This is a genomic window from Nocardia yamanashiensis NBRC 100130, assembly GCF_001613325.1.
Lineage (GTDB): Bacteria > Actinomycetota > Actinomycetes > Mycobacteriales > Mycobacteriaceae > Nocardia > Nocardia yamanashiensis.
The window spans coordinates 217,747-236,749 of sequence record NZ_BDCD01000022.1; the positions used below are offsets into that span (position 1 = coordinate 217,747).

General features: G+C 66.9%; 19 protein-coding genes. 9 read left to right on the forward strand and 10 right to left on the reverse strand.

Features of this window, described 5'->3' with window-relative positions; genetic code table 11:
* Positions 1-18: 18 nt before the first annotated feature.
* The 3 genes from NY1_RS26575 to kstD form a co-directional block, all read right to left on the reverse strand.
* Positions 19-1,602, reverse strand: coding sequence for a YncE family protein (locus NY1_RS26575; protein WP_157762487.1), 1,584 nt, complete (start codon positions 1,600-1,602; stop codon positions 19-21).
* A 9-nt stretch (positions 1,603-1,611) separates the two neighbouring features.
* Positions 1,612-2,472, reverse strand: coding sequence for an enoyl-CoA hydratase ChsH3 (chsH3, locus tag NY1_RS26580; RefSeq protein ID WP_067718886.1), 861 nt, complete (start codon positions 2,470-2,472; stop codon positions 1,612-1,614).
* Between the two features lie 326 nt (positions 2,473-2,798).
* On the reverse strand, positions 2,799-4,514 hold the full coding sequence (gene kstD, locus NY1_RS26585; RefSeq protein ID WP_067718889.1) for a 3-oxosteroid 1-dehydrogenase: 1,716 nt from the start codon (positions 4,512-4,514) through the stop codon (positions 2,799-2,801).
* Positions 4,515-4,657: 143 nt separating this feature from the next.
* Here kstD and NY1_RS26590 point away from each other — a divergent pair, with 143 nt between their 5' ends.
* From NY1_RS26590 to dmpG, 3 genes are read left to right on the forward strand one after another with little or no spacing between them, the layout of a single operon-like run.
* A complete protein-coding gene (locus NY1_RS26590; RefSeq protein ID WP_067718892.1) occupies positions 4,658-5,443 on the forward strand; it encodes a 2-keto-4-pentenoate hydratase in 786 nt (261 codons plus the stop codon).
* Between the two features lie 22 nt (positions 5,444-5,465).
* Positions 5,466-6,374 carry an acetaldehyde dehydrogenase (acetylating) gene (locus tag NY1_RS26595; protein ID WP_067718895.1) on the forward strand — a complete coding sequence of 303 codons (909 nt, stop codon included), beginning with the start codon at positions 5,466-5,468 and terminating at the stop codon, positions 6,372-6,374.
* 12 nt (positions 6,375-6,386) lie between these two features.
* Entirely contained in the window at positions 6,387-7,445 is a 1,059-nt protein-coding gene (dmpG, locus tag NY1_RS26600; protein WP_067718898.1) for a 4-hydroxy-2-oxovalerate aldolase, read from the forward strand.
* Between the two features lie 144 nt (positions 7,446-7,589).
* On the opposite strand, the gene hsaB is transcribed toward dmpG, so the two are convergent.
* Genes hsaB through hsaA form a run of 4 tightly spaced genes read right to left on the reverse strand, consistent with a single transcriptional unit; the run spans position 7,590 to position 11,148 of the window.
* On the reverse strand, positions 7,590-8,177 hold the full coding sequence (gene hsaB / locus NY1_RS26605; RefSeq protein WP_067719091.1) for a 3-hydroxy-9,10-secoandrosta-1,3,5(10)-triene-9,17-dione monooxygenase reductase subunit: 588 nt from the start codon (positions 8,175-8,177) through the stop codon (positions 7,590-7,592).
* A gap of 17 nt (positions 8,178-8,194) precedes the next feature.
* Positions 8,195-9,094 carry an iron-dependent extradiol dioxygenase HsaC gene (gene hsaC / locus NY1_RS26610; protein ID WP_067718901.1) on the reverse strand — a complete coding sequence of 300 codons (900 nt, stop codon included), beginning with the start codon at positions 9,092-9,094 and terminating at the stop codon, positions 8,195-8,197.
* Between the two features lie 2 nt (positions 9,095-9,096).
* A complete protein-coding gene (gene hsaD / locus NY1_RS26615) occupies positions 9,097-9,975 on the reverse strand; it encodes a 4,5:9,10-diseco-3-hydroxy-5,9,17-trioxoandrosta-1(10),2-diene-4-oate hydrolase (protein ID WP_067718903.1) in 879 nt (292 codons plus the stop codon).
* 3 nt (positions 9,976-9,978) lie between these two features.
* Positions 9,979-11,148: a 3-hydroxy-9,10-secoandrosta-1,3,5(10)-triene-9,17-dione monooxygenase oxygenase subunit gene (hsaA, locus tag NY1_RS26620; RefSeq protein WP_067718906.1), complete on the reverse strand. Its 1,170-nt coding sequence runs from the start codon at positions 11,146-11,148 to the stop codon at positions 9,979-9,981.
* A 210-nt stretch (positions 11,149-11,358) separates the two neighbouring features.
* Here hsaA and NY1_RS26625 point away from each other — a divergent pair, with 210 nt between their 5' ends.
* Positions 11,359-12,567, forward strand: coding sequence for a 3-ketosteroid-9-alpha-monooxygenase, oxygenase component (locus NY1_RS26625; protein WP_067718908.1), 1,209 nt, complete (start codon positions 11,359-11,361; stop codon positions 12,565-12,567).
* Positions 12,567-12,896 carry a hypothetical protein gene (locus tag NY1_RS26630; protein ID WP_067718911.1) on the forward strand — a complete coding sequence of 110 codons (330 nt, stop codon included), beginning with the start codon at positions 12,567-12,569 and terminating at the stop codon, positions 12,894-12,896. Before NY1_RS26625 ends, NY1_RS26630 begins: the two co-directional genes overlap by 1 nt.
* Before the next feature lie 13 nt (positions 12,897-12,909).
* Here NY1_RS26630 and NY1_RS26635 read toward each other — a convergent pair whose 3' ends face one another.
* Complete coding sequence (locus NY1_RS26635; protein WP_067718914.1) at positions 12,910-13,320, reverse strand: cupin domain-containing protein; 411 nt, start codon at positions 13,318-13,320, stop codon at positions 12,910-12,912.
* Positions 13,321-13,375: 55 nt separating this feature from the next.
* On the opposite strand from NY1_RS26635, the gene NY1_RS26640 reads away from it, so the two are divergent.
* Complete coding sequence (locus tag NY1_RS26640) at positions 13,376-14,290, forward strand: AraC family transcriptional regulator (protein WP_067718917.1); 915 nt, start codon at positions 13,376-13,378, stop codon at positions 14,288-14,290.
* Positions 14,291-14,310: 20 nt separating this feature from the next.
* Entirely contained in the window at positions 14,311-15,048 is a 738-nt protein-coding gene (locus NY1_RS26645; protein ID WP_067718919.1) for an SIR2 family NAD-dependent protein deacylase, read from the forward strand.
* Between the two features lie 5 nt (positions 15,049-15,053).
* Here the strand turns inward: NY1_RS26645 and NY1_RS26650 are convergent, their stop codons facing one another.
* Positions 15,054-15,809, reverse strand: coding sequence for a DUF427 domain-containing protein (locus NY1_RS26650; RefSeq protein ID WP_067718922.1), 756 nt, complete (start codon positions 15,807-15,809; stop codon positions 15,054-15,056).
* A gap of 163 nt (positions 15,810-15,972) precedes the next feature.
* Here NY1_RS26650 and NY1_RS26655 point away from each other — a divergent pair, with 163 nt between their 5' ends.
* Both NY1_RS26655 and NY1_RS26660 read left to right on the forward strand, forming a co-directional pair.
* Positions 15,973-17,370, forward strand: a complete 1,398-nt coding sequence (locus tag NY1_RS26655) for an amino acid permease (RefSeq protein WP_067718925.1) — start codon at positions 15,973-15,975, stop codon at positions 17,368-17,370.
* Positions 17,371-17,380: 10 nt separating this feature from the next.
* Positions 17,381-18,283, forward strand: a complete 903-nt coding sequence (locus NY1_RS26660) for a hypothetical protein (protein ID WP_067718928.1) — start codon at positions 17,381-17,383, stop codon at positions 18,281-18,283.
* Between the two features lies 1 nt (position 18,284).
* Here NY1_RS26660 and NY1_RS26665 read toward each other — a convergent pair whose 3' ends face one another.
* A complete protein-coding gene (locus NY1_RS26665; protein ID WP_067718931.1) occupies positions 18,285-18,914 on the reverse strand; it encodes a hypothetical protein in 630 nt (209 codons plus the stop codon).
* Between the last annotated feature and the right edge of the window lie 89 nt (positions 18,915-19,003).

Here is a 19,003-nt window from a genome sequence, read left to right on the forward strand (position 1 = left end):
GTGCCTGCTTCGGAGTTGTCAGTTGCAGCCGACTTCGGCGCAGATGTCGATGACCTGGACGTAGTCGCGCAGGGGGCGTACGTAGACGCGGTGGGTCAGCGGGTCCGCGGTGATTCCTTCGGCCGAGGCGGCCATGTCGATTACTTTCACGACGGTGCGGGTGGCGGTGTCGATCACGCTCAGCCGGGGGGTGCCGTCGGCGCCGGATTCCGGTGCGTAGATGTAGCCGAGGCCGGAATCGCTTGCGATCCAGTAGAACTGATAGCCGATGTCGATGGACTGTAGGAATGTCCCTTTGGCGAGATCGAAGGCCGAGACTGTGGTTCCGGAGGAGAGGTAGGCGGTGTTGGTGCGCGAATCCACCGCCAGCAGTTCGCCGCCGACCGGCGAATCGATGAGTCCCAGCAGTGCTTTGGTCATCGGATCGATGACACGCAAGCTGCCGCCCGCATTGAGATAGACGAGGCCGGTTACCGGATTGACGGCGATATCGACGCCGTGGCCGGGCGCGGTGATGGAGGCGCTGACCCGCATGGTGAGGGCATCGACGACGGTGGCCACGACCTTGGCGCCGGTCGATTTGTCGACCACGTCGCCGTTGGCTTGGCTGCTGTACACGTCGTGGGTAGTGGGGTGGACGGCGATGGTGCGCGTGTTCGTGGGTATCGATACGCTGCCGACGACAGTGTCGGTTCGGGTGTCGACCCTGATCAGCGACACGGTGTCCGTCTTCTGCACTTTGCCGAGCACCCAGAGGGCGCGGATCGCCGGATCCATCGCCATCCCGGTCACGGAGGCGAAAGGCAGTGTCTTGACGCGCTTCTCGGCCGCCGTGTCGATGACCGAGATGGTGTAATCGAGGGTGTCGGAGGTGTAGAGCCGATGGTTGTCCGGATCGACGGCCGTGTATCCGACTCCCTGTGAACTTCCGGCTTCGATGGTCTTCGGTTGCGCGGCAGCGGCATCGGCGGAATCCCGCGTTTGCAGTACCGCCGCGCCGACGATCGCGGAACCGATCAGCACGATGACGGCGGCGACGATCAGCCAGGCCCGAGCCGAGGATCCTCCCACCGCCGGAGCATCGGCAGGCGTCGGTACCGTGGTGTGGACAGGCTCGAAGGTCGTTGCGGCGGAAACGCTCTCGATGGCCTTGGGTATCAGCCGGACGCGCTCGGGCGGATATCCGGCTTCGCCCGCGGCGGCCACCAACGGCTGGGTCAGATCAACCGTCCACCAGCTCGGATGGGACAACACCAGCCCCTCGGGCAGTTGCCCGCCGCATTCGGTCTGCGCTCGTGCGATGGCGGTGCGCAGCAGGGAGGCGATCGCACCGACTTCGAGGCTCGCGGTCGGCGAGAGCAGACTGGCGGACGGAATACCCGCCGCCTGGTCGGTCAGACGCAGTGGCCACGAGCCGCCGGTGGGGGCCAGCAATGCCGCCGTGGTTTCGGTCCGGCCGAAATCCACCCCTAGCCATACCGATCGAACGTCTCCCACCGAAAACCCCTCCCCGCGAACGATAAAGCGAGGCCAGCATAGCCGCCGGTCCCATATACGCGAATCGGGCCGCAACCGGTGTGGTTGCGGCCCGAAGGCGTGCATGGGGAGCGATCAGGCGTAGGTGAGGACCACGTCGGCCAGGACCGGGGCGTCGTCGCGTTCTACGGCGGTGACGGCGATGAGGAGTTCGCCGTTCTGCTGCCAGATGCGGGAGCGGAGGGTTTCGCCGGGGTAGAGGACGCCCGCGAAGCGGGTGCGGATGCCCTTGACGCGGGAGGCGTCCGAATCGAGCACCGTGTCGGTGGCGGCCTTGCAGACCAGGCCGTAGGTGCCGAGGCCGTGCATGATCGGGTTGGGGAAGCCGGCGTTGCGGGCGAATTCGGGGTCGGAGTGCAGGGGGTTGCGGTCGCCGCACATGCGGTAGAGCAGGGCCTGCTGGGGGAGCGTGGGGGTCAGGACCTCGAAATCCGGTGCGCGGTCGGGGAGTTCGGTCTTGGAGCTGGGGCCGCGGTCGCCGCCGAAGCCGCCCTCGCCCTTGGCGAAGATGGAAGAGCGTGCGGTCCACAGGAGTTCGCCGTCGGAGCTGGTGGCGGTGTGCTCCTGCCAGATGACGGCGGCCGAGCCCTTGTCCCAGATCTCGGAGATGCGGCGCTCGAAGGTGGCCTTGCCGGAGGCGGGAATCGGGCGGTGCACCACGATCTCCTGGCTGCCGTGCACGACCTTGGCCAGGTCGATATCGATGCCGGGGAACTGCACCTTGGGCGGTTCGGTCTCGTGGAAGAAGGGGGCGACGGTGGCGAAGGTGGGCAGCACCTGCGGTTCACGGTCGTCGAGGTAACGCAGTTCGGCCGGATCGGTCCAGCGCGCGCCCGCGCCCAGCGCCAGGTGATAGTGCTGCACATCGGTTGGCGTCCAGCTGAATTCCACGGAGGGCAGCTGCGCGCCGAGCGCGATATTCGGATCGATGGCCATGAAGTCTCCTCGTGATCGGTGGGCGCGAACCCACCGCGCTGAAATCCGGGTCCGATGGTGCGGCGCGCACTCGGTTCCGATGGTGCGGCGTGGCGCGCGGCCCGCGCAAGCAGCGCGTCCGCTCGGCGGGACACGGTCCGCACCCCCGGGATAGCCACGCGGGCGGTGGGAACAGGGGATCCCACCGCCCCCGTGCAGTGTGATTATTCAGTTGTGCGGATCCGCGCCACCGGGTGAGAGCTCCGATGGCGCGGGGTGGGTTGGGCGCGGGTTCCGACGTGACCCGGACTCGCGCCCAACCCGATCCTGAACCGGGTTGGGACGGTTCAGGACGCCTTTTCCGAGGCCACCGGCGCACCGTTCTTCGCCTTGGCGGCGATATCGAGCGCGGACAGGTAGCCGAAGGTGATCGCGGGGCCGATGGTCGCGCCGGGCCCGGCATAGGTGTGGCCCATCACCGGCGCGGAGTTGTTGCCCGCCGCGTACAGGCCCTCGATGACCGACCCGTCGGCGCGCAGCACGCGGCCGTCGTTGTCGGTGACCAGGCCGCCCTTGGTGCCGAGATCGCCGGGCACCATCTTGACCGCGTAGAACGGCCCGACCTCGAGCTTGTTCAGGCACGGATTCGGCTTGATGGTCGGGTCGCCGTAATACCGGTCGTAGGCGCTGTCGCCACGCTTGTAGTCGAGGTCCTTGCCGGTCTCGGCGAACCCGTTGAAGCGCTCGATGGTGGCGGCCAGGTTATCGGCCGGCACACCGATCTTCTCGGCCAGCTCGGCCACGGTGGGGGCGACGACGATCAGGTCGTTTTCCATCCAGCGGGACGGAATCCGCTGGCCAGGCTGCAAACCGGCGAAGATGTAGCGACTCCGGTAGCGATTATCGAAAACCAGCCAGCACGGCACGTTCTCGCCCGGACCTTCACCCTGCCCGTATTCGCCGCCGTACATGGTGTGCACAGCTTCGACGTAAGGAGCGGACTCATTACCGAATCGCGCACCTGCGTTGTTGATCATGATGCTGCCGGGCAGATTGCGCTCCGCCAGCGCGAACCACGGCTTGCCCGCGCCCTTGAAGGTGGTGGGGCCCCACCAGGCGTCCTCCATGAAGTCGATATCGGCGCCGACCGCGATACCGGCCTGGATGCCGTCGCCCTCATTGGCCTTGGCGCCGGTGGTCCACTCGGTGGTGATGGGCTCCCGCTGGTACTTGTGCCGCATCTCCGCGTTGTGCTCGAACCCGCCCGCGGCCAGCACCACGCCGTACTTGGCGTTGAACCGCACGGCCTCGCCGTCCTGGGTGGCCTCGACGCCGGTGACCACGCCGTTCTCCACGACCAGTCCGGTGAGCGGGGTGTTCAGCAGCACGGGCACGTTCGCGTCCATGAGCCCCTTGCGCAGGCCCGCGATGATGGCCTGGCCCATGCCGACCAGGGCCTTGCCGGTGACCTTGCCCCACGCCCAGCGCGTGCCGACCCGCAGCACCCGGGCCATGCCGACGGGGTGGCGGCGAATCAGGTTGAGCTTCTTGAAGTCCGCCTGCATGACGACCACGTTCAGCGGCGCCTTGGAGTAGGGCGGCTCCAGCTTGAAACGCTCGTCGCCGAGGATCTTGGTGTTGAACGGCTTGGGCTCGCAGCTGCGGCCGTCCGCCTTGCCGCCCGGTGCCTCCGGGTAGTAATCGGAGTAGCCCGGCACCCAGGTCATCTTCAGCGGCGAGTTCTCCAGCACGAAGTCGAACGCCTCGGCCCCGCGGTCGAGGTAGGTGTCGATCTTCTCCTTGGGCACCACGTCGCCGATGATGCTGTACAGGTAGGTGCGCGCCTCGTCGAGGTCGTCGCCCTTGCCCGCGGCCTTGAGCACTTTGTTTCCGGGAATCCAGACGCCACCACCCGAGCGCGCGGTAGAACCGCCGTAATGAGCGGCCTTTTCGATGAGCACCGTGCGGAGACCGCGGTGCGCGGCGGTGAGGGCGGCGGTCATTCCGGCGGCACCGCTGCCGACCACCACCACGTCGTAATCCCGATCAGTCATGTAGAACACGTTATAGAATCAATCCTGGTTTGGTCTATGTTGGTCTGGCAGATGGGACTGCTGAAGCGATGTTCTTCACAAAAACTCGTTTCAGTTTCTAGTCTCGTAAGGTCTTGGCCACCGGCCGGTACCCCCGATGGAAGGAACACAGCGTGCTGACCGACGCGCTACGGAAGGAACTGGCGGAAGAGCTCGCCGTCGCAGAGCGGGATCGCGTGGCCCTCGACCCATTGGTCGTGCGGCATCCCGACATCGACGTGGTCGATGCCTACGAGATCCAGCTGATCAATATGCGCCGGCGGTTCGCGGGCGGAGCCAAAGTGGTAGGCCACAAGGTGGGGCTCTCGTCCAAGGCCATGCAGCAGATGATGGGCGTCGACGAACCGGACTACGGGCATCTGCTCGCGGAAATGGAAGTCTACGAAGACGTTCCGGTCGATACCTCCAAGTACCTGTACCCGCGCGTCGAGGTCGAGGTTGGCTTCATTCTGGGCGCGGATCTGCCGGGCGAGGACTGCACCGAAGAAGACGTGCTGAAAGCGACTGTGGCATACGCGCCTTCGATCGAGTTGATCGATACCCGCATCAAGGACTGGAAGATCGGCCTGTGCGACACCATCGCCGATAACGCTTCCTCCGCCGGGTTCGTCCTCGGCAAGGAGCGTGTCGTGCCGGATCAGCTGGATATCAAGGCGATCGACGCCGTGCTGACCCGCAATGGCGAGCGCATCGCCGAGGGCCGCTCCGATGCCGTGCTCGGCGATCCCACGATTGCCGTGGCGTGGCTGGCCCGCAAGGTCGCTTCCTTCGGCGTGCGGCTCAAGGCGGGCGACATCATCCTGCCCGGATCCTGCACCCGCGCCATCGACGCCCGTCCGGGTGACGAGTTCATCGCCGAGTTCACCGGGCTCGGCTCCGTCCACCTGTCTTTCAGCTGAGCTCACCGAGTAGGAGAAAGCCGTGACCGCAAGCAAAGTCACCGCCGCGATCGTCGGGTCCGGCAATATCAGTACCGATCTGCTGTACAAGCTGCTGCGTTCGGACAAGATCGAACCGCGCTGGATGATCGGTATCGATCCGGACTCCGAGGGGCTCAAGCGCGCCCGGGGCCTGGGCCTGGAAACCTCCGCGGAGGGCGCCGATTGGCTGCTGGCGCTGGACGAGAAGCCGGATCTGCTGTTCGAGGCGACCTCGGCGTATGTGCACCGGGCGTACGCGCCCAAGTACGCGGAGGCGGGTATCCGCGCCGTCGACCTCACCCCCGCCGCTGTCGGCCCGGCCGTCATCCCGCCGGTGAACCTGGATTCGCTGTCCGACGCTCCGAACGTCAACATGATCACCTGTGGTGGTCAGGCGACGATCCCGATGGTAGCTGCCGTGTCGCGCGTCGTCCCGGTGGAGTACGCCGAGATCGTGGCTTCGGTGTCCTCGGAGTCGGCCGGGCCCGGAACCCGCGCCAATATCGACGAATTCACCAAGACCACCTCCAAAGGCGTCGAGACCATCGGCGGGGCGAAGCGTGGCAAGGCCATCATCATCCTGAACCCGGCCGAGCCGCCGATGATCATGCGCGACACCATCTTCTGCGCCATCCCCGAGGATGCCGATCACGATGCCATCGCCGACTCCATCTACCGCATGGAGAAGTCGATCCAGGAGTACGTGCCCGGTTACCGCCTGCTCAACGAGCCGCAGTTCGACGCGCCGTCGGTGATTTCCGGTGGCATGGCGAAGGTTTCGATCTTCGTCGAGGTCGAGGGCGCGGGCGACTTCCTGCCGCCGTACGCGGGCAACCTCGACATCATGACGGCCGCCGCCACCAAGGTCGGCGACGTGATGGCGTCCCAGATCCTCTCGACTCGGGTGTAAGGAGTTCCGACAGTGAGCAATCCGAACGTTCTCAAGAAGTTCTCGGCGGATCTCGACATCCGCGTCACCGACACCAGCCTGCGTGACGGTTCGCACCACAAGCGCCACCAGTTCACGGTGGACGAGGTGCGCAATGTGGTTGCGGCCCTGGACGCTTCCGGCGTGCCGGTCCTGGAGGTCACCCACGGTGACGGCCTGGGCGGTTCCTCGTTCAACTACGGGTTCTCGAAAACCCCTGAGCAGGAACTGATCAAGGTCGCGGCCGAGACCGCCAAGCAGGCCAAGATCGCCTTCCTGATGCTGCCCGGCGTGGGCGTCAAGGAAGACATCAAGATCTCGCAGGACAATGGCGCGAGCATCTGCCGCATCGCCACCCACTGCACCGAGGCCGACGTCTCCATCCAGCACTTCGGGCTCGCCCGGGACCTGGGCCTGGAGACCGTGGGCTTCCTGATGATGGCGCACTCCACCACCCCGGAGAAGCTGGCCAAGCAGGCGCGCATCATGGCCGACGCGGGCTGCCAGTGCGTGTACGTGGTCGACTCCGCGGGCGCCCTTGTGCTGGAGCAGGTCTCGGACCGCGTCTCCGCGCTGGTCGCCGAACTCGGTGACGACGCCCAGGTCGGCTTCCACGGCCACGAGAACCTCGGCCTGGCCGTGGCCAACTCGGTCTACGCCGTGCGCGCCGGCGCCACCCAGATCGACGGTTCGGCCCGCCGCTTCGGCGCCGGCGCCGGCAACCTCCCCGTCGAAGCCTTCATCGGCGTCTGCGACAAGCTCGACATCAAGACCGGCGTCGACTTCTTCGCCGTCACCGACGCCGCGGAAGACGTTGTCCGCCCGACCATGCCGTCGGAGTGCCTGCTGGACCGCCAGGCCCTCATGATGGGCTACGCGGGCGTCTACTCGTCCTTCCTGCGCCACGCCGAACGCCAGGCCGAGCGCTACGGCGTCTCCGCCGCCGAAATGCTCGTCCGGGCCGGCCAGCGCAAGCTCGTCGGCGGCCAGGAAGACCAGCTCATCGATATCGCCCTGGAACTCCAGCGCGAACAGCAGACCGTCACCGCCTGAGCTCGGAGGGACAACCAACTCTGGGGGTGACAACGCTGGGCCGCTACCGAATTCGGTAGCGGCCCAGTCTCGTTCCCGGACTCGGGTACGCACGAAAAGGCCCCGTGAGTCGAACTCACGGGGCCTTTTCGTACCGCTGCTACCTCACAACCAGGTGTCGAGGGTGGTTGTGGTAAGGAAGTGTTCGAGGTCGGCTCGCCAGGGGGCGGGGGTGGACTTCTCGGGTTCGATCGCGGTGTATTGGCCGCGGTAGAAGAGGAGTGGCCTGTCGGAGCCGGTGGACTCCGACAGGGCCAGGACGCGGCCGATCACGATGTAGTGATCGCCGCCGTCCAGCACGCTGTCCACTTTGCACTGGATCGTGGCCAGCGCGCCGTCCAGGACCGGGAGTCGCAGATCCGATGCGTGCCAGGCGACTCCTGCGAACTTGTCGGGTTCGCGGGAGCCGAAGCGGGCGCAGACGGGCTGCTGTTCCTCGGCGAGGATATTGACGCAGAACATGCCGGACTTCTCGATGGCCGCCCAGGAGCGGGAGGCCTTGGTGGGGCAGAAGAGGACCAGCGGCGGGTCGAGGGACAGGGCGGCGAAGGACTGGCAGGCGAAGCCGATGGGGGCGGGGCCGCCCTCGGCGTCGTCGTCGAAGGTGGTGATCACGGTGATGCCGGTGCAGAAGCTGCCCAGCACGTTCCGGAACTGCCGCCCGTCGATGGCGGGGTATTCGTCAGTGGTCATGTCCACCCTGTCGCTCATTACTTGAATCCGACGGTGAAGTCGTGCCCCCACAGGCTGACGGCCGTGGATTCGCGCGCGATCCAGGACTCGTCCTCGACTTCGAGTCCCTCGCAACCGAATTCGATATCGAACCCGCCCGGCGTCTTCATGTAGAAGGAGAGCATCTTGTCGTTGATGTGGCGGCCCAGGGTGGCCGACATCTTGACCTTCTTGCGATTGGCGCGATCCAGGCAGAGGCCGACGTCGTCGGAGTTCTCCACCTCGACCATGAGATGCACGATGCCGGTCGGGTTGGGCAGCGGCAGGAACGCCAGCGCGTGATGGCGCGGATTGCAGCCGTAGAAGCGCAGCCAGGCCGGATCACCGTCGGCGGGCCGGCCCACCATCTGCGGGGGCAGGCGCATGGAGTCGCGCAGGCGGAAGCCGAGCACGTCCTGGTAGAAGGCTTGTGCCGCAGCATCATCCGTGCAAGTGAGCACGACGTGCCCGAGACCCTGTTCGGCGGTCACGAACTTGTGGCCGTACGGGCTGACGAAACGCCGGCCCAGGTACTGCGCACCGTGGAACGCCTCGAGCGTATTGCCGGAGGGATCCTCGAAACGGATCAGGCCCTCGACGCGACGCTCGAGCTTCTCCTCTTTGGTGCCCTCGACGAAGGAGACGCCCGCCTTGGACAGGGTGTCCCGAAGGTCCTGCAGCGCAGGCGCGTCGGTGACCTCCCAGCCGGAGACCAGCAGCCGGTCCTTTTCGCCGGGCACGATCACCAGGCGGGCGGCGAAATCGTCCATCCGCAGGTAGAGCGCGTCGGGATTGTTGCCCGAGCCCTCCATCATGCCGAGCACCTTCAGGCCGTACTCGCGCCAGGCCGCCATATCGGTGGCCTCGATGCGCATATAGCCGAGGGCCTTGATCCCCATCGTCACTTCTCCTTGACGCCGAGCAGGAAGTCGGTTGCCAGGCGGTTGAATTCGTCGAACTTCTCCAACTGCGCCCAGTGCCCGCAGCCGCCGAACACGTGCAGCTGCACGCGCGGGACCATCTTCAAGGCTACGAGCGCGCCGTCGATCGGGTTCACCCGATCTTCGCGGCCCCAGATCATCAGCACCGGCTGCCGCAGCTTGAACGCGTCCCGCCAGATCATGCCCTTGGCGAAGTCCGCGCCCGCGAACGATTTGCCCATGGCGCGGGTGGCGGCCAGCGACTCCGGCTGCGACGCCGAGGCGAAGCGCTCCTCGACCAGTTCCGGCGTGATCAGCGACTGATCGAACACCATGATCCGCAGGAACGCCTCCAGGTTCTCCTTCGTGGGTTCGAAGTTGAACTTGGACAACAGCTTCACGCCCTCGGTGGGGTCGGGCGCGAACAGGTTGGTGGACAACCCGCCGGGACCCATCAGCACCAGTTTGCCCGCGCGATCCGGGTAGTCCAGCGCGAAACGGGTGGCCGCGCCGCCGCCGAGCGAATTGCCCAGCAGGTGCACGCGTTCGGTGATGCCGAGGTGATCGAGCAGATCCTTCAGCGCCGAGGAGCTGTGCACGAAGTACTGCGGGTGCTCGGTCGGCTTGTCGGACTGCCCGAACCCGGGCTGATCGACGGCCAGCACGTGAAATTCCCTGGCCAGCACCGGAATGTTCTTGGCGAAGTTCGACCAGGAGGACGCGCCCGGACCGCCGCCGTGCAGCAGCACGATGGTGGGGCCGTTGCCGACGCCCGCCTCGTGGTAGTGCAGCTTCAGGTCCGGCCGCACCTGGGCGAACCGCGAGGTGGACTCGTAGGTGATTTCTTCCACTGCGGTCATGGTTTACACCATCGTGTCGGTGATCGGGAGACCGAACGCGTGGCTGCCGTACATGACGTAGGCGCGTTCGGCATCGTTGGCGGCGTGCACCCGGCCGGCGTGCGCGTCCCGCCAGAAGCGCTGCAGCGGAGTGCCGTTGGCGAGCGCGGTGGCGCCGGCGGCCTCGAACAGCCGGTCGATGGAGGCGATGGCGCGGCCGGTGGCGCGCACCTGGTCGCGGCGGGCGGCGGCGCGCACGTCGAACGGCACGTCCTTGCCCGCGACCAGCAGGGCGTACTCGTCGGCGACATTGCCCGACAGCTGCCGCCAGGCCGCGTCGATATCGCTGGCGGCCTCGGCGATCCGGACCTTGCCGAACGGATCGTCCTTGGCGTTCTCACCGGCGTAGGCGGCGCGCACGCGCTTGCCCTGGTGCTCCACGTGCGCCTCCAGCGCGCCGTAGGCCATGCCCACGATCGGGGTGGAGATGGTGGTGGGGTGGATGGTGCCCCACGGCATCTTGTACACCGGGTCGGTGTTCTGCTCCAGGCCGGGCGCGCTCAGCTCGCTCATGGCGCGGAAGCTGAGGAAGCGGTGCCGGGGCACGAAGACGTTCTCCACCACGATGGTGTTGGAGCCGGTGCCGCGCAGGCCGACCACGTTCCACACGTCGTCGATCTTGTATTCGGTGCGCGGGATGAGGAACGAGCCGAAGTCGACCGGCTTGCCGTTCTTGATGACCGGGCCGCCCACGACCACCCAGGTGGCGTGATCGGAACCGGAGGACCAGGCCCACTTGCCGTTGACGGTGTAGCCGTCGCCGTCCTCGGTCACCACGCCGGCGCCCATGGGCGCGTACGACGAGGAGATGCGGACGTCGGTGTCCTCGCCCCAGACCTCTTCCTGCGCACGCTGATCGAACAGCGCCAGGTGCCAGTTGTGGACGCCGATGATGCCGGAGACCCAGCCGGTGGAACCGCACGCGCTCGCGATCTTGCGGACGGTGTCGTAGAAGACGACCGGATCGGCGGCGTATCCGCCCCACTGGCGCGGCTGCAGCAGTTTGAAGAACCCGGTCTCCTGCAGATCCTTGACCGTCTCCTCGGGAAGGCGGCGCAGGTCTTCGGCTTCTTGGGCACGTTCGCGGAGGGTGGGCAGCAGCGCCTCGACCCGCTCAACTACTTCTTGCGTCATCTCGCCAGATGCTCCTGCCTGGTGCGTGTCTTCCCGATAGATCGGGAAGCGGTTCACGTTTGCCCCTGAGAGTAGAACACGTTCTTATTCCTGTCGAGAACGCTGTTCATTCGCAGCTCAGAGCGGCCCCATCCTGGTAGTTAGGCGTATCGCTGGCGTAAGGCCGAGCAATTTTGTAACGTGTTCTAGTACTTCCAGAGGAGGAGAACGATGGCTACAACCCCGCAGGGGCCCCGCGGAAAGGTCCGTGAGATCGATGTGGGCGCCATGCCCACGCGATTTGCCCGGGGCTGGCACTGCCTTGGACTCGCGAAGACCTTCCGCGACGGAAAGCCGCACTCGGTCAACATCTTCGGCACCAAGCTGGTCGTTTTCAAGAACAGTAAAGACGAGCTGAAGGTGCTCGACTCCTACTGCCGCCACCTGGGCGGCGACCTGTCCATGGGCGAGGTCAAGGGCGACTCCATCGCGTGCCCGTTCCACGACTGGCGCTGGGGCGGCGACGGCAAGTGCACCGGCATTCCGTACGCGCGCCGCGTGCCCCCGCTGGCGCGCACCCGGTCCTGGATCACCTTGGAGCGCAACGGCCAGCTCTTCGTCTGGCACGACCACGAGGGCAATCCGCCGCCGGACGAGGTGACCATCCCCTACATCGAGGGACCGTTCACCAATGCCGACGGCAGCGGTTCGGAAGAGCTGAACGACGGCTGGACCGACTGGACCTGGCACTCGATGCTGATCGAAGGCTCCAACTGCCGCGAGATCATCGACAACGTCGTGGACATGGCGCACTTCTTCTACATCCACTACGCCTTCCCGACGTACTTCAAGAACGTGCTCGAGGGCCACGTCGCCACCCAGTACCTCGAGACCAAGGCCCGCCCGGATATGGGCAATGCCGCCAAGATGGGCATCGACGTACTGCTCAAGTCGGAGGCGTCGTACTTCGGCCCGTCGTACATGATCAACCCGCTGCTCAATATCTACAGCGGCTACGAGGTCAAGACGGTCCTCATCAACTGCCACTACCCGGTCTCGCAGGACGCGTTCGTGCTGCAGTGGGGCGTCTCGCTGGAGAAGCCGAAGGGCCTTCCCGAGGAGCAGGCCGCGTCCTTCGCGGAGAAGATGACGGTCGGCGTGTCCGAGGGCTTCCTGCAGGATGTCGAGATCTGGAAGCACAAGTCCAAGATCGACAACCCGCTGCTGACCGAAGAGGACGGCCCGGTCTACCAGCTGCGCCGGTGGTACGAGCAGTTCTACGTGGACGTCGCCGATATCGACCCGCGCTCCACCCAGCGCTTCGAATTCGAGATCGACACCTCCAAGGCCGTGGAATCCTGGACCGCGGAGGTCGAGGAGAATCTTCGGAAGAAGCGCGAGGCGGAGGAAGCCGGCGCATCGGAGGAGGCGAACGCTTGATGACCAACTGGGCCAAAGCACCGGACTTCGCGGACCGTCCGGAACAGCGGGAGCAGGTGCGCGCCCAGACGGTCCTGGACAAGGCCCACTACATGGAGGCGGGCCTGACGCCGCTGGCCTGTCTGACCTGCGGCACCCAGGTGCTGGTGCGCAAGCACAGCAATCAGCAGCGCACCGTGCAGTGGACGGTCAATCCGGCCGAGCACTGCCCGGTGTTCGCCAAGATGGCCGAAGCCGGGCCGACCTTCGGCAAGCCCGACTCCTGCCCGAATCTGGAGAAGACCATCGACCACGCGCTGGCCGAGGGTCTGCTCGAAATAGACGATTAGCCGCGGCTCCGATTCACCCGAATCGGAAGTCGGCGAAGTCGAATCCCGGTGCGACGACACAACTCACCAGCACGTGCTCGTCGCCCGCCGGGCGGGCGGCCTGGCTCACCCCACCGGGGACCACCGCCTGGGGCCGCTGCCCGCGCTCGACATCGGGCCCGAGGACGACCTCCTCACCCCCGATGTCCAGCAACAGCGGACCACCCCCGTGCCACAACCAGATCTCGTCCGATTTCACCGTATGCGGTGCGGACGCCTCACCCGGCAGCAGCAGGAAGTAGATCGCCGTCGCGCTCGCGCGCGGCCCGTCATAGCCCTTCGGCTCGAATTCCACTCCGCTGCGCCAGGTTTCCCGATACCACCCGCCCTCCGGATGCGGACGCAGATCCAATGCGGCGGCCAGCGCGGGCCTCTCATCGCTCATTCTTCTCAACGTAGCCCGATCCGCCGGCGGATGCCGTGCGCGGTACGTTCGAATTGTGGATATCTTGAGCGAGACCATCGCCGCGATCCGCACCGGGAATCCGGCCTCGGGTCTGTTCGTCCGGCATGCGCCGTGGGGGCGTAGTTATCCGCGGGTGCCGGGGGCGAGTTTCCATGTGGTGCTGCAGGGTTCGTGCTGGGTGTTGCCGCCCGGCGGGGAGCCGATCGCGCTGGGGGCCGGGGATGTGCTGTTCATGCCCCGGGGTGCGGATCATGAGATCGTCGACGCGTTGGGGACGCCGGTCACCGAGATCGCCCGGCCGGGGGAGCCGCGGGAGATCGTCGGGCCCGGGGTGCGGACGGTGCTGGTCTGCGGGGCCTATGAGCTGGGGCGGCAGCGGAGTCATCCATTGCTGGACGAATTGCCGGAGTTCATTCATCTGCCGGCGCGGCCGGGACGGCATCCGGCGCTGCGGGCGGCGGTGGAACTGCTGGCGGGGGAGATCGCCGAGCCGCGGCCGGGGGCCGATGCCGCCATTCCCGCACTGCTCGACACCATGCTGCTGTTCCTGCTGCGCGCCTGGTTCGACGAGCAGGCCGAATCGCAGACCGGATGGGCGGGCGTGTTCACCGATCCGGCCGTCGCGGTGACCCTGCGGGCCATTCACGATGCGCCGGAGAAGGCGTGGACGGTGCCGGAACTCAGTGCGGTGGCGGGGGTTTCGCGGGCGACGCTGGCGCGGCGGTTCACCGCGACGGTGGGGGAGCCGCCGCTGTCGTATGTGACCCGCTGGCGCATGCTCACGGCCGCGCGATTGCTGCGCGAGACCGATACGCCGCTGGCGAGCGTGGCGCGGAAGGTCGGCTATCAATCGGAATTCGCGTTCGCCAAGGCGTTCAAGCGCGAATACGGGCTGGCCCCAGGGCAATACCGGCGGGCGGAGGAAAAACCTGCGGTCATCGCGGTGTGAATCGCACTAGGCTGGGGCGAATGACGGATTGGCGTGCGCGCAAAGGTCCGATCGGAGTGCTCACCGGAGCGGGCATCTCCACCGATTCCGGCATCCCGGATTTCCGCGGGCCGCGCGGGGTGTGGACCGAAGATCCCATCGCGGAACTACTTTCCACCTATCAGAACTACGTGGCCGATCCGGAACTGCGGCGGCGGGCCTGGCTGGCGCGCCGCGACAATCCGGCCTGGCGGGCGGTGCCGAACGCCGCGCATCAGGCGCTGGTGCGGCTGGCCGCGGCGGGGCGGCAGGTCGGCATCATCACCCAGAACATCGACCGGCTGCATCAGCGGGCCGGCTCGGACGGGGTGGTGGAGATCCACGGCAATATGTTCGAAGTGGTCTGCATCGACTGCGAATTCACCACCTCGATGGAGTCCACGCTGGCGCGGGTGGCCGCCGGCGAGCCCGATCCGGACTGCCCGGACTGCGGCGGCATCCTGAAGGCCGGGGTGATCATGTTCGGCCAGCAGCTGGTGCCCGAATCCATTCGGGCCGCGGTGGATATCGCCGAAACCAGCGAGATCTTCATCGCCGTCGGCTCCTCGCTGCAGGTGGAACCGGCGGCCTCGATGTGCGCGGTGGCGGTGGACGCCGGCGCCGATCTGATCGTGATCAATGCCGAACCCACCCCGTACGACGTGTACGCCGCCGAGGTGGTCCGGGATCCGATCGGCGAGGCGCTGCCGCGACTGGTGTCGGAACTGCTGGGCGGGTAGCGGATTCAGCTGAACGGGGACTGCGGGCGGTCCTGCAGTTCGCCGTCGATGTAGATGTCGACCTTCTCGTTGTAGAAACAGGCCAGGCCCGCGACCTTCTGGCTCTCCGGCAGCGGGGTGCGGTAGATCCACACCAGATCCGGGAACTCGTCCTCGCCGAGGCGGACGTTCCAATATTCGGCGGTGCCCTTGTACGGGCACTGCGTCTCGGTGTCCGAGGCGGTCAGCAGGTCCAGCCGGACATCGGTGAGCGGCAGGTAGTAGCGGGCGGGCAGCCCGGTCTCGAACAGGATGCGCGGGGCGTGCGAATCGGCGAGGGTCTGCCCGTTCAGCTCCACCCGGATGTGCCGGGACGAACCCAGGATGTCGACCCGGCTGTAGGGGTCGCGCGGATGCACGTAGATGGGTTCGTCCTCCTCGAACCACTGGTCCATGGCGTCGAACTTCAGGCGCACCAGATCGCGCACCGCCTCGACCGCGGAGTCGAGGTAGCGCACGGCCGCGCCCTGGGCGACCACGTCGCCGACCACCACGTCGAATTCGACTCCCGGGCCGAAGACCGCCGAGTCGTGCGGGCGACCGGTCGGTTCGAGCTTGGCGCGCACGTCATCGGCGGGCAGGTAGTAGGTGGGGTAGTACGGGTGCTCCCACACCAGCCGGGGCGCGAGCGAGTCGGCGGCCAGGTGACCGCCCAGATAGACGCGTACCCGTTTGGCGCTCGGTTCGACCCGAGCCTGGAAACCGGGATTCGATTCGGTCATACCTCCCGACGGTACTCCGGCCGGAAAGGGGCAGTCCGGGAACGGAATTCGCGTCGCCGCGCCGGTGCGCCCGGCACTCATGCGCACCTGCGATTTCTGCCCGCTGACCTGCCTGGATAGGGTGGACTGGCAACACTCGAGCAACAAACCTGAAGGTGGTCAGATGTCGGAAACCGGCACCGTCGAGCAGCAGGGACTGCGGACCGGACTGCGACGGCGTCATATGACGATGCTGGCCATCGGCGGCGCGATCGGCGCGGGGCTGTTCGTCGGCTCCGGTTCGGTGATCGGCACCGCGGGCCCGGCGGCCATTCTGTCCTACGCCGCCGCCGGATTGCTGGTGCTTTGCGTCATGCGCGCCCTCGGCGAAATGGTGGTGGCCCGCCCGGTCGCCGGCTCGCTCGCCGAGTACTCCCGCATGGCGCTCGGCCCGTTCGCCGGCTTCACCATCGGCTGGCTGTACTGGTACCTCTACGTCATCCTGGTCGGCGCGGAAGCGGTGGCCGGGGCGGCCATCCTGTCCAGCTGGATCGATCTGCCGCAGTGGGTGCTGTCGGCCGCGCTGCTGATCCTCATGACCGCGGTCAATCTGGTCTCGGTGCGGTCCTTCGGCGAGTTCGAGTTCTGGTTCGCCTCGATCAAGGTCGTGGCCATCGTCATCTTCCTGGCGCTCGGCCTGGCCTGGGTGTTCGGGCTGTGGCCGGACGCGGAGAGCGGCTTCCACAATCTGACCGGGCACGGCGGCTTCGCGCCCAATGGCATCGCGGGCATCTTCTCGGCCATCGTGGTGGTCATGTTCGCCTTCGGCGGCACCGAGATCGTGACGGTCGCGGCCGCCGAATCCAAGGAGCCCGGCCAGGCCGTGGCCCGCGCCACCAACAATGTGCTGTGGCGGGTCGGCCTGTTCTACGTTGCCTCGATCTTCCTGGTGGTGACCATCCTGCCGTGGAACGACGCCCAGGTGCTGAAGAGCCCGTTCGTGAGCGCCCTGGACCGGATGGGCGTGCCGGCGGCGGGCACCATCATGCAGGTGGTGATCCTCACCGCGGTGCTGTCGGTGCTGAACTCGGCCATCTACGTGTCCTCGCGCATGCTCTACGTGCTGACCCGTGACGGCGATGCCCCGGCCGGGCTGGTCAAGGTCAACAAGCGCGGCGTGCCCGCCCGGGCGGTGCTGCTCGGCACCGTGGCGGCCTGGGGTGCGGTCATCGCCTCCTACGTCTCCCCGGATCAGGTCTTCACCTTCCTGGTGAACTCCATCGGCGTGGTGCTGGCCTTCGTCTACGTCGCGATCATGGCCTCCCAGCTGCGCCTGCGCGCCCGGCTGCGGCGCGAGGACCCGTCCGCGCTCACCTATCGCATGTGGGGTTACCCGTACCTGAGCTGGGCGGTCATCATCGCCATCTGCGCGGTCTTCATCGCCATGGCGCGCAATCCGGACCAGCGCAATCAGCTCATCGCCTCCACCGTCAGCCTGCTGTTCGTGGCCGCGATCTACCCGCTGCGCAAGCGGTTCGGACGCAAGCCCCCGGTCCGCGAGGTCGAGGTGCTGCACCACTAATCTGGGAAGGATGACCGACTTCGGCATCTATCCAGGCGGTGTCAGCGGCGACGACGCCGGCGGCTTGGCGACCGGGAAACCGGACGATCCGGCCGCCGTGGAGGCCGCGCTCGACGATCTCGGCGTGACGGTGGTGCGGGTCTACACCGCGTTCAAGGACGCGGGCGAGGAATCCTTCTGCAACCCGGCCGATTTCGGGCGTTACGCCACGGCGGGCCGCAAGCTCGACCTGGTCGCGCAGTTCCAGTCCCGGTCCGGTGACGTGCCGGGGTATCTGTGCTTCCTGTCGCATCTGGTGCAGGACTACGGGGATCGCATCGCCACGCTGCAGATCACCGAGGAGCCCAATGTGGTGGGCAACGCCACCCTGGACGGCGACTATCCGAATGTCCGGCGCGCCATTATCGAAGGCGTGCAGGCGTTCTCGGGACAGGGCTTCCGTATCGGCTTCAACACCACGCCGCTCTTCGGCCCCGCCGCGAGCTTCGTGCAGGACCTGGTCACCGAGGGCGGGCCGGGGTTCGTGGCGGCACTGGACTACATCGGGCTCGACGCCTTCCCGGACGTGTTCATGCCCGCCGAGGACCCCGCCGCCGCGCTGTCCTGGCTGCTCGGCATGCATCGCGATCTGCTCGCCAATGCCGGACTGCCCGTGGACATTCCACTGCATCTGACCGAGAACGGCTGGCCCACCGGCCCGGAACGCTCCGAAGCTCGGCAGGCCGAGGTGCTGGCGGGCATCCTCGAGGTGGTGGCCCAGCACGATCTCGGTGCGTACCACCACTTCTCGCTACGCGACGCCGACACGGCGCAGCCGGGCCTGTTCCACCGCTTCGGGCTCATGCGCGACGACTACACCCCGAAACCGGCGTACCAGGTGTACCGCGACCACATCGCCAAGCATTCGGCCTGAATCAGCGGTGGTACTCGGCCAGCAGCACGATCAGGCCGACAATGCCGATCATGGTCATGACGCCGGCCAGCAGCGCCGGCGAGATCAGGCCGAGGACCACGAACGCGCCGGTGCCGGCCAGGGCCCCGGTGGCGATGAGAGCCGGGCGCAGCGCGGGGGACCGGGGCAGCCGGGCGATATCCCGGTCGACCTCGGCCTCCAGTTTGGCGGCGCGAACGGTCACGGCGTCGTTCAGGCCGAGTTCGGCGCGGCAGTCCGCGAGCAGCGTGGTGATCGCCGATTTGGCGGTGCGGGCGGTGGCCTTGGAAGTGGCTCGCTTGCGCCGCCATTCGGCCTCGCGCAGCCGGATCCACAGTGTTTCGCGATCGTTCGGGCCCAGCACCCGTTCGGCCATGGTCATCAGATCGCGCCAGGTTTCCGCGCCGACGGCCTCCCCGGCGCGTTCGGTGTGGGCCCGGGTGTAGGCGAACTGCGCGCGCACGTAGTCCCGATTCGGTTCGAGCGCATTGGCTCTCAGCACGATCGCCATGACCTCCTGCCATTGGGCGGCGGCGCGGTCGTGTTCGCCGGAGGAGGTGAAGCTCTGGGCGCGCGTGACCAGTTTGCGTATCTCCTCGCCAGCAGTACTCATAGCCCGCCCTCCCCAGGTCACGATGTTTCCCAGGGTATGAGCAAGGTCGTTGCCCGGCAATGAGAAACGGGAGCCCGGCGTCGTGCCGG